The organism is Calderihabitans maritimus (assembly GCF_002207765.1).
In the GTDB taxonomy this organism is placed as follows: domain Bacteria; phylum Bacillota; class KKC1; order Calderihabitantales; family Calderihabitantaceae; genus Calderihabitans; species Calderihabitans maritimus.
On record NZ_BDGJ01000037.1, the window covers coordinates 1 to 14,405 of the forward strand.

Here is a 14,405-nt window from a genome sequence, read left to right on the forward strand (position 1 = left end):
CGGTGTCCAATTTAAATCGGATTTGGTGTCCAGTTTAATCCGGAATTACTGTCCAGTTTGCTCCGGAATATGCAATGTGGCCCGTTACAGATTTGAAGACATTATTGGGGAAAGTAAAGCCATTAAAAATAGCATAGAAATAGCAAAGCGTTATGCAGATTTTGATTCTACGGTACTCGTATTGGGCGAGACCGGGACTGGAAAAGAAATGTTTGCTCAGAGCATTCATAATAAAAGCAAAAGGGCTCAGGGGCCTTTTGTGGCTGTAAACTGTGCATCTATTTCAGAAAGTTTACTGGAAAGTGAATTATTTGGATACGTAGAAGGTGCTTTTACCGGTGCTTCAAGGAGCGGGAAAGCCGGATTGTTTGAAATGGCCCACAAAGGGACCATTTTCCTGGATGAAATCTCAGAATTGCCCATTTCTATCCAGGCAAAACTTTTGAGGGTAATTCAGGAGAAAGCCGTTATGAGGCTCGGGGATGACCGGGTCATTCCTGTTGATGTAAGAATTATTGCGGCGAGCAATAAAAATCTCTATGAAATGGTAAAAAGAAATAAGTTCCGTGAAGACCTGTATTATAGATTAAATGTCCTTACTTTAACAATACCTTCTTTAAGGGAAAGGTCAGAGGATATAATTTTTCTGTTTGAATATTTTTTAGATTTGTATTCATTAAAGTTTAATATTGAAAAACCTATAATAGACAAAAAATGTTTAAGCATAATCCAAAATTACGATTGGCCGGGGAACGTCCGGGAAATGGAAAATTTTATTAAAAGACTGTTAGCGGCTTTTGGATCGCAATATGTGGATACTGAAAAAATTTTGGCTCTTCTTAATTTAGAAAAGAATGATTCAGTGCGTTTATCATCTTTAAGAAACAAGAAAAAACCTGCAAAAACGTTAAGTGACGAACAAATTCTTAAAGCGTTAAGAGAAAGTGATTTTAATAAGACACAAGCTGCAAAACAACTGGGTATAAGCAGGACGACGCTCTGGAGAATTTTAAGAAAAAAGGAAAATTTATTGCTTAAACGAGATCTCTGAAAAATCCGGTAACCGTTGAGGCTCTAGGCTTGTCGGGGAACAGCTGATTTTGACTAATCAGTGTTACTAGATCGTCCTTTTCCTTCAACGCCTTGATCAATATCATCTTTCGGGTCATTTCCATTTCTAATCGAACGCATTTAGGCACATAAAGGTCATCGGCATTTCATATCCACATCGCCTTCCTTATACCAAGGCCGGCTTTCGAATACCTCCGGTCTGACATAAACGCGTTTACAAGTCTCTAACTTATTAAGTCACAACCATCCATCAACGCCCTTCGCCTCGCAGATAACCAACATCCCTATTCATGGTGGAATAATTAAAAGTGTCGAACATGAGTGGAACATGAAACGCTATTTGAAACAATGAAACGTTTCAATAAAAAAATGAAACACTTTCGGTGAAAATTGAAAGGTTTGGTGGTATAAGCAAACTATTGGGAAAAAGATGTGAAGCAGACCTGGCATTATAACTGCATTATGTTAAATTAAAAAGTTTAAAATTAAGGGGGAGGATTGGTTAATGAAATTATTTAGAAAGCCAGGCGCTTCATGGTTAGTTGTTTTTGTAGTTGCAGTGTTAATTTTGAGTGTGGCGGGCTGTTCTTCAACAGGTGGCGACAACAAGGCGGCTAATGAAACTCAAAAAGAAACTGCTGACACTACAGCAAAAACAGCAAAGTATCCTGAGAAGCCGATAAATTATATCGTAGCATTTAACCCGGGTGGTGAATCGGATATAACAGCCAGAGCTCAGCAAAAACCACTGGAAAAGATTTTAGGTGTTGATATAGTTATATCATACAAAATCGGTGGTGGAGGCGCCGTCGGATGGCAGGAATTAGTAAACAGCAAGCCTGATGGTTATACCGTTGCAGGTTTTAACCTGCCACACATTATCTTGCAACCAATGGTAAGGGAAGATGCAGGATACAAAACCGAACAAATTACCCCGATTTATATTTTTGAAGCCACTCCCAATATTCTGGCAGTGCGCAAGGATAGTGAATTTAAGACCTTAGAAGATTTTGTAAAATATGCTAAAGAAAATCCGGGAGCTATTACTATTGGTGGTAGCGGTAGTTACAGTGCCAATCATCTTGGGACTTTAGAGTTTAATCAGATAGCGGGGATAGAAACTACTTATATACCTTTCAGTGGTTCCGGGGAAGCTGTTCCAGCTTTGTTGGGCGGCCATGTAACTGCTTTAATGACCTACACCACTATGGGTATTAAACACAGTGATGAAATGAGGGTTCTGGCGGTTGCTGCCGAAGAAAGAGTTCCTGCTCTACCTGATGTACCGACATTTAAAGAACTTGGTTATGACTATGTTGAAGGCGCCTATCGCGGTATGGCAGGTCCCCCAGGTTTGCCCGAGGATATAATTAAAATTCTGGCCGAAGCCAATCGAAAAGTTAATCAAAATAGTGCTTTTAGAGAAAAGTTGGAAGGTATGGGTTTCAAATTGGTAGATTTGGGACCTGAGGAATCTAAAAAATTGATTGCTGAAAAAACCGAGTATTACAGAAAGATATTAAAAGAATTGGGTTTAATAAAATGATAAAATAGGTACCCACCTTAAGTGGGTACCTAAATTTTGATAGTTTCCACTTAATAATTCACCGAAGCCATTTGTGTATCTTCTAGTGTATTTTCTAGGGGGAGGGGAAATGGTGGAAAATACTATTTTAGAAGCATTAATAGCACTGTTTACTTTCAAAAATTTGCTTTTTATGTTATTTGGGGTCACGGCCGGGATGATGGCTGGTGCCTTGCCCGGTCTAACAGCTACTATGGCTGTAGCCTTAATTGTTCCTTTTACATTTACTATGGATCCTATTACAGGATTAGCCACCTTAGGAGCTATTTATTGTGGAGCCATTTTTGGAGGAGCTTTTTCTGCTATCCTGGTTAATACACCCGGTACTCCTTCTTCCATTGGGACGACTTTCGACGGTTATCCGATGACCAAGCAGGGTCGGGGTGAAGAAGCTATTTTTACTGCTACCTTCGCTTCGGCTGGTGGGGGATTGGTAGGTACCCTGATCCTGGTTTTTCTATCGATCCCTTTAGCAAAAGTTTCTCTTAAATTCGGACCGCCTGAATATTTCTGGATTAGTATCTTTGGATTAACAATTATAGCGAGTCTGGCTTCTAAATCGTTGTTGAAAGGACTGGCCGGAGGTATTTTCGGGCTGTTGTTGAGTATGATCGGAATTGCTCCTGTAGGGGGAGATGTAAGGTTTACTTTGGGCATTCCTGCCTTCCAGGGTGGTGTTGAACTGCTATCTATACTAATCGGGTTCTTTTGTATACCTGAAATGTTAAAGATAGCAGGCAACCTCAAAAAACAGCGTTCGAAGGCGACGGTGGAAGTTAAAAAGCAATCCGGTGTAATAAAGAAGGCATTTTTAAATGTTTTCCAAAAACCCTTTAACTTCGTTAGATCTTCGCTTATCGGGGCGTTTATCGGTGTTTTACCAGGTGCAGGCGGCAATATTGCTAATTTGGTAGCTTATAACGAAGCTCAACGCGCATCCAAGAATCCCGAAAGTTTCGGTACTGGAAACCCAGAGGGAGTAGTGGCTACAGAAGCAGCAAACAATGCTACTGTCGGGGGCGGCTTGGTTCCACTGCTTACCTTGGGGATTCCTGGCGCGCCACCGGATGCAGTCATATACGGAGCTTTAATGCTACAGGGACTTAAACCTGGTCCTGAATTGTTTACTGCCAATGCAAAAATAACTTATGCTTTTATGCTTTCCCTGTTTATAGCCAATCTGATGATGCTCGTTGTTGGAATAATTGGTGGTAAATCGATCTATCAAGCTGTTACCAAGGTCCCAGAAAAAATCCTGGTGCCATCAATAATATTTCTGACGATTTTAGGTTCCTATGCTATTCGAAATAATATTATGGATGTAATTGTGATGCTGATTGGTGGGTTTATCGGGTATGTATTGAAAGAATTGGATTTTCATCCGGGACCAATTGTTTTGGGTCTGATTTTGGGTCCTATTGCGGAAAAAGGATTTGTACAAGGTTATTTAATGGGGCAGGCTTCAAACGCTCCGTTGTTGATCTTCTTCACGAGACCAATTTCCATAATTTTAATTGCCATAACTATATTGTCTGCCCTCTGGCCAGTTATTAGAGAGCGTAAAAAGAAACAGGAGAAAGGAGTGGTAGCTAACTGATGAAACACAAAAACACAGATTTAATCGGTGGGTTAATAATGATAATTGTCTCACTTGGTTTCCTGGTGCAGATGGGCAACTTCACAGTATACGGCAAAATGTTTCCTCGTGCCATTATTCTGCTCCTGTTCCTGGCCGGTGTAGGATTACTAATAAAGGCCAAAGTTAATCCCGCTTACTCTGAGCTGTTTATGGAAGAAGATAAACTTAAAATGATAGTCGTCGGCATCATATCCCTTGGCTGGGTGTTGTTGTTGAAGAAAATAGGATTTGTCATAACCAGTTTCGCAGCCCTTGGGGTGTTAATATGGATCCTGCACGAAAAGAGGAACTGGAAAAATTTTTGTATATCCTTTTTAATTGCTGCTGGAGAAGTAGCTGTATTTTACTTGATTTTTGCTAAATTGTTATTGGTCCCCCTTCCTTCCGGTTTGTTATTTTAAATTCAATGAGTAGTTAAGTAGGGAGTGAATCAAGTGCCGGTTGTAGAGCTGAAATACGGGTCTTCATATGTAGAAGTCAATATTCCAGAATCTAGTTTGTATGCCGTTTTAAATCCCGAGGATCTGCCCGGGGCAAAAGATCCCCTGCAGAAAGTAAAAGATGCCATTAAAAATCCCATTGGCAGCATCCCTTTAAAGGAGATGGCCGGAGGAAAAAAGAATATCGCCATCCTGGCTAGCGATATATCTAGACCTTCACCTTCGCATGTTCTGGTTCCTCCTATAATAGAAGAACTGAGAGGAGCAGGAGTGAGTTATGATGATATTACTGTTGTATTCGGGCTCGGATATCACAGGAAACATACCGAAGAGGAAAAGAAAAAATTAGTAGGAGAAGAGGTTTACAGTAGGGTTAAGTGCATTGACCACGATATAAATGATTGCGTTTTTATGGGAACAACTACAAGAGGCACTCCTGTAGAAGTTTTCAGGCCTGTTGCCGAGGCGGATCTGGTAATAGCCACCGGAAACCTGGAGTTTCACTATAAAGCCGGCTACAGCGGCGGTGACAAAGCTCTTTTACCGGGAGTGTGTAGTAAAAGGAGCATAGAGGCAAATCATATTATGATGATAAGACCGGGGACAATGCCGGGTAAAGCTGACGGCAATCCCATGAGGGAGGATATAGAAGAAGCGGGGCGTATTGCCAATGTCAAGTTTATAGTAAACGCTGTATTAAACAGCCGCAAAGAAATAGTGGAGGTTGTAGCCGGCGATCCTATTAAAGCTCATCGGGAAGGTACAAAATACATTGACAGGATGTATAAAAGAAATATAAAGGAAAAAGTTGACATAGTGGTTGCCTCCTGCGGTGGGTTTCCCAAGGATATAAACCTTTACCAGGCTCAAAAAGGCCTTGAAAACGCCAGCTATGCAGTAAAAGATGGTGGAAGTATAATCCTGCTAGCGGAATGCCGGGAGGGGCTGGGGGAGACTACTTTTAAAGAATGGATGCTGAAGGCCAGGTCTCCTCATGACCCGGTTCAATGGATCCAAAAGGAGTTTAAGCTGGGAGCCCACAAAGCCGCGGTAATTTGTATGGTCCTCGAAAGGGTCAAGGTCTATCTGGTATCGAGTTTAGACAGGAATCTAGTAAAGGATATATTCCTTATTCCCGTTGAAGCGGCCCAAGATGCCCTAAATATGGCATTGAAAGAATATGGAGAAAATGCAAAAGTGTTGGTTTTGCCTTATGCGAATTCTACTCTTCCATATGTAGAGGCGATGATATGATTAGAGGAGGAATTCGTTATGCATGCATTAGAAAAGATTTTGGCGAGAGCTTCGGGAAAGAATAGGGTAAAGGCGGGTGAAATTGTTAATTGCAAAGTAGACCTGGCCGAGGTAAATGATCTTTATCTGCAGGTAATAGAATCCTTTGAAGAAATGGGGGGTAAAAAGGTCTGGGACCCGGAAAAAGTAGTATTCGTTTTTGACCACTACGCCCCGGCCCCGACAATAAAATCGGCTGCCAACCATAAGGTTATGAGGGAGTTTGTCTGGAAACACGGCATTAAACACCTTTTTGACATAAACGCAGGGGTCTGTCACCAAGTTATGCCTGAGGCGGGCCTGGTATTCCCAGGGATGATACTAGTTGCTACTGATTCACATACCACAACCCACGGGGCCTTTGGAGCCTTTGGCACCGGAGTGGGAGCCACCGATTTGGCATGTATTCTTATATCCGGCGAGCTATGGTTCCGGGTACCCGAGGTTATAAAAATAGAGATAAATGGCACGTTGTTGCCCGGAGTTCTCCCTAAAGACGTAATACTCCACATACTTGGTCGGTTAGGTACCGATGTGGCGGTTTACAAGGCCATTGAATTTACCGGTGAGACCGTTGAAAAATTTGATATAGCAGGCAGGATGGTAGTCTGCAATATGGCGGTTGAGATGGGGGCTAAGACTTCTTACATTCAGCCGGATGAAAAGACTTTAACCTATCTAAAGTCGAGAGGGGTAGATATAGATAAAATAGAAATATTACAGACAGACCCTGATTACGAATACAGCGCCATATACACTTTCGATGTTTCCGAGCTTCAACCCCAGGTAGCCATTCCTCACAGTGTTGACAATGTGGTTCCCGTAGATGCAGTAAAGGGCACTAAAGTCGATCAGGTATTTATTGGTTCCTGTACCGGGGGCAGGCTTGAAGATATCGAATGGGCCTATAAAATCTTGAAAGGGAAAACAATAAATGACAGAACGAGACTGGTAATAATTCCAGCTTCTAGGAATGTGTTTCTTGAAGCCATAAAGCGGGGGTATGTGGAAGTCCTGGTTGAGTCAGGGGCAACATTTAGCACTCCCGGGTGCGGGCCGTGCCTTGGAGCTCACCAGGGGGTGATTGCTGATGGAGAGGTGTGTGTCACTGCTACTAACAGGAATTTCCCCGGCCGGATGGGCAGCACTGATGCTCAAATATACCTGACATCACCGGCTACTGCAGCGGCTTGTGCTTTGGCGGGGAAAATCGTAGATCCTCGTGAATATATGGAGGAGGTTTAACAAATGCAGTTTAAAATATCGGGTAAAGCTTATATTTTTGGCGATGACCTCGATACAGATCAAATTTACCCCGGAAGGTACCTGGAACTTACCGCCAAGTCTGATATTGCATCTCACTGCATGGAAGGCGTAAGACCTGGTTTTGCCAGGGAAATACAAGAGGGTGATATAATAGTAGCGGGAAGGAACTTCGGATGCGGTTCCTCTCGAGAGCACGCTGCTATAGCGTTAAAAGAAGCTGGTGTAGGTGCAGTGGTAGCGGAATCCTTTGCCAGGATATTTTTCAGGAATGCAATTAACCTTGGTCTACCCTTAATAACATGCAGGGGGATTTCAAACAGGGTAAAGGAAGGTGATGTGCTGGAAATAGATTTATCAACGGGGGAGATAAAAAACAAGACCACCGGGGAAAGTTTTCGGGGAGAAGGTCTTTCTGAATTTATATTGAGGATTCTAGAAAATGGTGGGATAAAACCTTTGTTTAAAGCTGGATATTATTCTCGTTTTTCATGATAACCAGCACGGAAATGCCGTAAGTGGTCCTTGCGGGGGTATTAATACACTAATAATAGCTAGAAAAATTGGAAGGTATAAGAGTGGTTAATAATGGGTCTGGAGGTGCCTGGAGTAGCAACAGCAAAACTGCTGCTAAAAGTGGGAGCGGGCGATTGTGATAGTGTGATATAACGGGAATCATCTATAAAGGTCGAGAAGGATGTTGGATTAAGGGAGGGGAATATACCCTCCCTTATTTAAACCCTTCCAAGATAATAATAGCTGTGGATAATAATAGCTGTGCCGAAATTTTGAAAATCGAAAATCGTGTCCTATGTAAATATTTGTTTTGCGAAAGAAGTGGTTATAAAAAAGTGTGCCACAAGGGCACACCAGAGAAAAGGGAGGTTTAAGAAGAATAAAGAGGGTACAACCTGTTACTATACTAAAGTATAGCATATAATTATATCAGTGTCAGGCGGAAAATATTGCCGGCAAATCAATATTTTTCACGGTTGTTTTTTGCGTAAAGGCTGGATAATCAGGGGTAGAAGTATACCTTGATACAGGACGTAAAGAGTACTTCCGGTTAATAAAATTATTAATAATAGGCTTATAATTTTAGCCATCTTGCTCACCTCCAGTAGTATTTTTGGCCAAACAACTCTGATCTATCCACCCGGTTAATTTATAGTTGGCGGGTCGGAAATTTGTCGAATAAAAGCAGGAGATTTTACTAACGTATAGAATAGTATTAAAACGTTTGAGCAGAAAAGTCGGTGGGGAGGGTGGTAGTTGATTACAATCCGGCAGGATTTAGGAAAGCTATGGCGAAAACTTGTTTTAAAATCTTGTTTTTAATCAGTAAGCAGGGTGATGGAGGGTGGGCCGTTGGTTTCCCGACGAAGTAGTTGAAGATATTCGTGACCGTACAGACATAGTCAATATTGTTTCCGAATATGTTGTGTTAAAAAAACAGGGAAAAAACTATACTGGCCTTTGCCCTTTCCACGTAGAAAATACCCCTTCCTTTACCGTTAATCCAGAAAAACAACTGTTTTACTGCTTTGGTTGCGGTGTAGGGGGTAACGTTTTCACCTTTTTAATGAAAATCGAAAATCTTTCTTTCCCGGAGGCTGTGGAGCGTCTAGCGGAAAGAGCGGGAATATCCCTCCCCAGGCAGGAATTTAGTCCTGCGGTAAAGAAGAAAAAAGAGGAAAGGGAACGTTTATTCCGGATTAACCGGCTGGCTGCCCATTTTTATCAAACGATACTTGCCCGACATCCTGCCGGTAAGGAAGCACGAAATTATCTGCTCAGTCGAGGGCTGACGGAAGAAATTATTGAACATTTTGGTTTGGGTTATGCTCCCGATAGCTGGGATGGGTTATTATCATACCTGCGGCAGAAAAATATTTCCCAAGAAGATATGGTCAAAGCAGGTTTAATTGTATCATCAGGGAAAGGTTACTACGACCGGTTTCGGAACCGGATAATGTTTCCCATCCATGACGAACGAGGTAGGATCTTGGGATTTGGGGGAAGAGTACTGGACGGGTCTCTCCCTAAGTACCTGAATACACCAGAAACTGTTCTTTTTCATAAAGGAAAGGTACTTTACGGATTGCCTTTAGCAGCTTCGGCCATTCGGCGGCACGACCAGGCTATTGTCGTAGAGGGATATATGGATGTTCTGGCTGCTCACCAGTATGGCTTTACGAATACGGTAGCCTCCTTGGGGACGGCGCTGACTGTTGAGCAGGGGAAACTGCTCAGAAGGTTTACCAGTAACGTAGCTATAGGCTATGATGCTGATACAGCAGGAGCTAAAGCCACGTTGCGGGGGCTGGATGTCCTCCGAGACTTAGGGTTTCAGGTAAAAGTGATAGCGCTCCCAGAAGGAATGGATCCCGATGATTTGTTGCGCCAGCGCGGTACGGAGGCTATGGAACACCTTATAAACAGCGCTTTGACCCTTATGGAATATAAATTAGAGCAGGCAATAGCTGCACATGATACCAATACGGTTACAGGAAAGGTAGAAGCAGTGAACAGTATTCTGCCGGATTTGGCCAAGATAGAAAACAGCATAGCCCGTCAATCCTATGTACAAAAGATAGCAGAAAGAATAGGAATTCCTGGAGAGGCCGTTTACCAAGAATTACGAAAGTATATCAGGAAAAAGGCAAAACCAGGGCCCTGGAAGGATAAAAAAGGTAAAAATAGGGATAATAACAATGGAGGTTTTTTGAATGTAATTCCTGGTCATATTAGAGCAGAGTGGACGTTACTACGATTAATGCTAGAAGACCCGGAGGTACGCTCCAGAGTTCGGGAAGAACTTCCGGAAGAAATGTTAAGTGACGCCAAGGTGCGTTCTATAATAAGAATCTTGTCCAGCTTAGAAGAAGATTATGGCAGGAAGGTATCGGATGCTGCTGAATTGGTTGATTTATTCAGGGAAGAGGAAGATCTGCAAAAATTTGTAGTTCAACTATTTTGGAACGACAACTTTACTTCAGAAAAAAGCTATTCAGTAGAGGATTGTCTCTACAGCATAAAACTTCATTGGTTTGAATCTCAGGTAAAAGAGATTCAAGAAAAAATTAAGGAAGCAGAGTCAGAAAATCGAGAGGAAGAGTTGGTTGGTTTGTTGAAAGAGATAGAAGAGCTACAGAAATCGATTTATCACCTGAAATCCAGTCGGCAAACTAGACTGTAGCCCCGAAGAAAGGAGGGAATAGAGATGGAGCAGCAAAAAGAAAAGGCCGTCAAAGAGCTAATCGAAAAAGGGAAGAAGCAAGGCATGTTGACTTATACAGAAATCATGGATGCTCTCCAAGGTGTAGATCTAAGCCCGGAGCAAATAGATGAAATTTATGACCAACTCAATGCCATGGGGATAGAAATAGTTCCAGAAACAAATAATGTAGAAAACTTAGATGATAAGGAGGACGGACAAGAGGGGCTGGATTTTGACCTTTCCGTTCCTGAAGGTGTAGCAATCGACGACCCGGTACGTATGTATTTAAAAGAAATCGGTAGAGTGCCGCTACTAACAGCAGAAGAAGAAGTAGAATTGGCCAAGCGAATGGAGCAGGGCGATGAAGAAGCCAAACGTCGTTTGGCAGAAGCCAATCTCCGTTTGGTAGTCAGTATTGCCAAACGTTACGTGGGGCGCGGTATGCTCTTTTTGGACCTGATTCAGGAAGGGAATCTCGGTTTGATTAAAGCGGTTGAGAAATTCGATTACCGAAAGGGCTATAAGTTCAGCACTTATGCTACTTGGTGGATTCGTCAGGCCATCACTAGAGCTATTGCCGACCAAGCCCGGACCATTCGCATTCCCGTACACATGGTAGAAACCATAAATAAATTGATACGGGTTTCGCGCCAGCTTCTTCAGGAATTGGGAAGGGAACCAACTCCCGAGGAAATAGCCGAAGAAATGAATATCCCGGTGGAAAGAGTGCGGGAAATTATGAAGATTGCTCAGGAACCTGTTTCCCTGGAAACGCCAATAGGTGAAGAAGAAGACAGCCACCTGGGCGATTTCATCGAGGATGAGGATGCTCCCGCTCCGGCCGAAGCAGCTTCCTATATGCTTTTGAAGGAGCAACTGGAAGAGGTATTGGATACGCTTACTCCGCGGGAAGAAAAGGTTCTGCGTCTGCGCTTTGGTCTGGATGACGGGCGGTCTCGAACCCTAGAGGAAGTTGGCCAGCAATTTGGGGTTACCAGGGAGCGCATCCGGCAGATTGAAGCTAAAGCTCTGCGCAAACTTCGGCATCCCAGCAGAAGCAAGAAGTTGAAAGATTTTCTGGAATAAGTATAATATAAAATAGACAAAAAAAAGTAAACGATATAAAAATCACAGTTAGGAAATAAATTGCTGTTGACCAACAGACGTTTTTATCGTATAATGAAAGCTGTGGCTGGTATTCCTCGGTAGCTCAATGGTGGAGCGGCCGGCTGTTAACCGGCAGGTTGCAGGTTCGAGTCCTGCCCGGGGAGCCAACCTTTTTTTCTCTGGGCCCATAGCTCAGCGGTAGAGCCACCGGCTCATAACCGGTAGGTCCCTGGTTCGATCCCAGGTGGGCCCACCAAATTTTGTTGAAGAATGGGACGGGAGTCCTGTGTAGGACTTCCGTTTTATCGTGATGAGAAAAATTGTGGCCAGGAAATTGCAATTTAGCCGCTTTTGATTTAAACTATAAAGTGTATATAAAGTGGGCGTGTAGCTCAGTTGGGAGAGCGCTAGAATCGCACTCTAGAGGCCAGGGGTTCGAATCCCCTCACGTCCACCACTGATATGGGCGCGTAGCTCAGTGGGAGAGCGCTTGACTCACATTCAAGAGGTCGCAGGTTCAATCCCTGCCGCGCCCACCAGGAAAAACATAGAAACGGCAAGGGTTTCCGGTTCCTTGCCGTTTTTTATTATTCCCACACAAGAGGTCAAGTTCTCTCCTTTTTCTCTCCCAAGGTTTTTACCAGCAGTTCCTGCTCAAATTTTTCCGCAGCCTCTTTCTGCATATCCGGCATGACGTGGCTGTATATGTCCATGGTAGTTCCTATTCCCGAATGTCCCAGACGCTCCGAGACAACCTTTGGATGCACTCCTCCCTGGAGCATCAGAGTTGCGTGCGTATGGCGCAGTGCATGGAAGGGTATGGGCGGCAGTCCTTCTTTTTTTATGACGCTTTCAAAGTGCCGGGCCAAATTCCGGGGATTGATGGGAGTACCGGCCTGACTGGTAAATACCAGCCCTTTGGCCGCTTCGGGTTTGCCCAGGATAAGAGCTTCCTCTAACTGTCTTTGCCGGTGCTTTTTCAATGCTTCTATTACAGCTGGTGAAATCGCTACACTGCGCCGTGATTTTTCCGTCTTTGGTTCCTGGAAACGCAGTCCTTCTGCTGTTGTGACCAGTATCTGACGGATTGAGATAGTTCCTTTCTTCAGGTCAATGTCTTTCCACCTTAGGCCCAGTATCTCCCCGCGCCTCATTCCGGTAGTTATGGCAGCAGGTACAGCGGATAGAGCCGGTGGTCTTTCACTGCTTCCAGAAATCTGTGCACCTCTTCAGCGGTCCAGGACTGCTGTCCTTTCGGACGCTCCTTCGGCGGGTCCACGGCTTCAGCTACGCTACGGGCGACCAGCTCCCACTTGACGGCGTGTTTTAGTGCCTCTTTCAATATCGCGTGAATGTACCGGACAGTACGGGGAGAAAGGCCGCCTTCTTTGCCGTCGGCCCTGCCGCCTTTCAGCTTGTCGGCGTAGAGTTTTTGCAGGTGAGCGGGTTTGAGGTTGGCCAGGGGGATATTCCCGATTTCCGGAATGATATGCAACCTGATAGTGGTCTCATAGCTTTCAAAGGTAGTCTGACGGAGATTGGTGCGGCCGTAGTCTTCGAGCCAGCGGTGAAGGTATTCCTTCAAGGTCATCTTGCTGGGTTCGATGAACCATCCTTCCTGAAGCTCTTTCAGCTTCTGTATCAATAATTCCTCTGCCTGTTTCTTTGTTGCCGGTTTGGGCAGTCCCAGTTCTTTGCGTACGGAAATCCATTTCTGCCGCCGCCTGCCGTTTTCGTCCCGGTCCAGTTCAAGCACCACATACTAGTTGCCTTTCTTCTTTTGGACGTGTCTTCTCATATAATTATCCTCCTTCAGCACAAACTGATGTTCGGGTTAAAGGGTGAACAAAAAAGGCCGCGTGGCCTAGCCGGATCCCTGCCGGCTTCTATGACGATCTTTCCATTTACCTTTTCAGTCTGGTTCTATGTGGCCGGGCATTGGAAGACCTCCTTTTGCTGACGGATATTTAAGCCTAACCTAAATCGTTAATTTTAAAAAAAGTTTCAAAAAAGTGGTCAATTTTGAAGGAATTTTGAGTACAAATATAGTAGATATAGTACAAGTAATTAATAATTAAAGTAACTTTCCCAAGTTTAAATTTTTCATATTTGGGTAAAATTAAATTAAAAGAATTTATTCAATTTGTCTTGACATACAAATAGTTATTTAATAGAATAAGAGTTACCACAGTTAGTTTTGTATTAAATCCCGCCCTTGCTCTGCAATGGCGGTTCCATCAAATCCCCACCTTTGCACTGCAACGGTGGGATATATTAAGTCCAAAAGGTTGAGCTACTAGCTCAACCTTTTGTAGTATTTAACCAGCAATCCTCAAGAAATCTATCATTTAATTCAATGCGTTTATCTACAACCTGTTTCAGGTGATAGCATGGCTGGTTAGGGAAATAGGCCAACTCTACGTGTTTTGCCAAATCTTTTACCTCCTGAACTACTTGAACGAAGTCTGCATCTCCACTGATCAAAATAGCTATATCGTAGTGGTTCTTATAACCTTTACTTAGCATGTCTACAGCAAGTTTAACATCAACGCCTTTTTCGAGGCTTCGACCATCAGGCTTTTTTTGTAATCTTCCAAGCTTAACTTCAAACTCATCTTTGACAGTTAATCTTCAAAATCAATGACCCGACAACCGGAAACCCTTAAAATGACTGGGTTGGATTTTTAAAAATCCTAGATCGTGGTGCCACAGCTTCCAGGATATGTCTGGAGGTGTTAATTTAAACATGGTACAATATTAGTGCTATGTTTGTACGAGTTAAAAGAC

At 43.3% G+C, this 14,405-nt stretch carries 11 protein-coding genes, 4 tRNA genes and 1 pseudogene; 13 read left to right on the forward strand and 3 right to left on the reverse strand.

From position 1 onward, the window contains the following. The 13 genes from KKC1_RS04725 to KKC1_RS04785 form a co-directional block, all read left to right on the forward strand. The coding region (locus tag KKC1_RS04725; RefSeq protein WP_305790372.1) for a sigma-54 interaction domain-containing protein at positions 1–1,051 on the forward strand (1,051 nt) is incomplete at its 5' end. 525 nt (positions 1,052–1,576) lie between these two features. Next, complete coding sequence (locus KKC1_RS04730) at positions 1,577–2,617, forward strand: tripartite tricarboxylate transporter substrate binding protein (protein ID WP_088553354.1); 1,041 nt, start codon at positions 1,577–1,579, stop codon at positions 2,615–2,617. 109 nt (positions 2,618–2,726) lie between these two features. Then, complete coding sequence (locus KKC1_RS04735; RefSeq protein ID WP_088553355.1) at positions 2,727–4,253, forward strand: tripartite tricarboxylate transporter permease; 1,527 nt, start codon at positions 2,727–2,729, stop codon at positions 4,251–4,253. Then, entirely contained in the window at positions 4,253–4,696 is a 444-nt protein-coding gene (locus KKC1_RS04740; protein WP_088553356.1) for a tripartite tricarboxylate transporter TctB family protein, read from the forward strand. The genes KKC1_RS04735 and KKC1_RS04740 overlap by 1 nt, the downstream gene beginning before the upstream one ends. Before the next feature lie 33 nt (positions 4,697–4,729). Further along, positions 4,730–5,989 (forward strand): nickel-dependent malate racemase, LarAH6 family, encoded by a 1,260-nt coding sequence (larAH6, locus tag KKC1_RS04745; protein WP_088553357.1) that lies wholly within the window; start codon positions 4,730–4,732, stop codon positions 5,987–5,989. An 18-nt stretch (positions 5,990–6,007) separates the two neighbouring features. After that, positions 6,008–7,273, forward strand: a complete 1,266-nt coding sequence (locus tag KKC1_RS04750; protein ID WP_088553358.1) for a 3-isopropylmalate dehydratase large subunit — start codon at positions 6,008–6,010, stop codon at positions 7,271–7,273. Between the two features lie 3 nt (positions 7,274–7,276). Further along, complete coding sequence (locus KKC1_RS04755; RefSeq protein ID WP_088553359.1) at positions 7,277–7,786, forward strand: 3-isopropylmalate dehydratase small subunit; 510 nt, start codon at positions 7,277–7,279, stop codon at positions 7,784–7,786. 865 nt (positions 7,787–8,651) lie between these two features. Beyond that, positions 8,652–10,490, forward strand: coding sequence for a DNA primase (gene dnaG / locus KKC1_RS04760; protein WP_088553360.1), 1,839 nt, complete (start codon positions 8,652–8,654; stop codon positions 10,488–10,490). A 24-nt stretch (positions 10,491–10,514) separates the two neighbouring features. Then, complete coding sequence (gene rpoD, locus KKC1_RS04765; protein WP_088553361.1) at positions 10,515–11,597, forward strand: RNA polymerase sigma factor RpoD; 1,083 nt, start codon at positions 10,515–10,517, stop codon at positions 11,595–11,597. Positions 11,598–11,710: 113 nt separating this feature from the next. After that, a tRNA-Asn gene (locus KKC1_RS04770) sits at positions 11,711–11,785 on the forward strand. A gap of 14 nt (positions 11,786–11,799) precedes the next feature. Next, positions 11,800–11,874 (forward strand) — tRNA-Ile (locus KKC1_RS04775). 125 nt (positions 11,875–11,999) lie between these two features. Further along, positions 12,000–12,075, forward strand: a tRNA-Ala gene (locus KKC1_RS04780). Positions 12,076–12,082: 7 nt separating this feature from the next. Continuing rightward, positions 12,083–12,157 (forward strand) — tRNA-Val (locus KKC1_RS04785). A gap of 66 nt (positions 12,158–12,223) precedes the next feature. On the opposite strand, the gene KKC1_RS04790 is transcribed toward KKC1_RS04785, so the two are convergent. The 3 genes and pseudogenes from KKC1_RS04790 to KKC1_RS16215 all read right to left on the reverse strand — a co-directional run. After that, positions 12,224–12,772, reverse strand: coding sequence for a site-specific integrase (locus tag KKC1_RS04790; protein WP_088553362.1), 549 nt, complete (start codon positions 12,770–12,772; stop codon positions 12,224–12,226). Between the two features lie 8 nt (positions 12,773–12,780). After that, the gene (locus tag KKC1_RS04795; protein ID WP_088553363.1) at positions 12,781–13,377 is read right to left on the reverse strand and encodes a site-specific integrase; all 597 of its coding nucleotides are present in this window, start codon (positions 13,375–13,377) and stop codon (positions 12,781–12,783) included. Between the two features lie 542 nt (positions 13,378–13,919). Beyond that, positions 13,920–14,213 (reverse strand): annotated as a pseudogene (locus KKC1_RS16215) (NYN domain-containing protein); the annotation flags it as partial. Positions 14,214–14,405 lie beyond the last annotated feature (192 nt).

What these genes read in the sequence shown, in the direction of transcription:
- KKC1_RS04740 (WP_088553356.1), top strand. Translation starts at nt 4,253, where the DNA reads ATGAAACACAAAAACACAGATTTAATCGGTGGGTTAATAATGATAATT.
- KKC1_RS04755 (WP_088553359.1), top strand. Translation starts at nt 7,277, where the DNA reads ATGCAGTTTAAAATATCGGGTAAAGCTTATATTTTTGGCGATGACCTC.
- rpoD (WP_088553361.1), top strand. Translation starts at nt 10,515, where the DNA reads ATGGAGCAGCAAAAAGAAAAGGCCGTCAAAGAGCTAATCGAAAAAGGG.
- KKC1_RS04735 (WP_088553355.1), top strand. Translation starts at nt 2,727, where the DNA reads ATGGTGGAAAATACTATTTTAGAAGCATTAATAGCACTGTTTACTTTC.
- KKC1_RS04730 (WP_088553354.1), top strand. Translation starts at nt 1,577, where the DNA reads ATGAAATTATTTAGAAAGCCAGGCGCTTCATGGTTAGTTGTTTTTGTA.
- KKC1_RS04790 (WP_088553362.1), bottom strand. Translation starts at nt 12,772, where the DNA reads ATGAGGCGCGGGGAGATACTGGGCCTAAGGTGGAAAGACATTGACCTG.
- KKC1_RS04750 (WP_088553358.1), top strand. Translation starts at nt 6,008, where the DNA reads ATGCATGCATTAGAAAAGATTTTGGCGAGAGCTTCGGGAAAGAATAGG.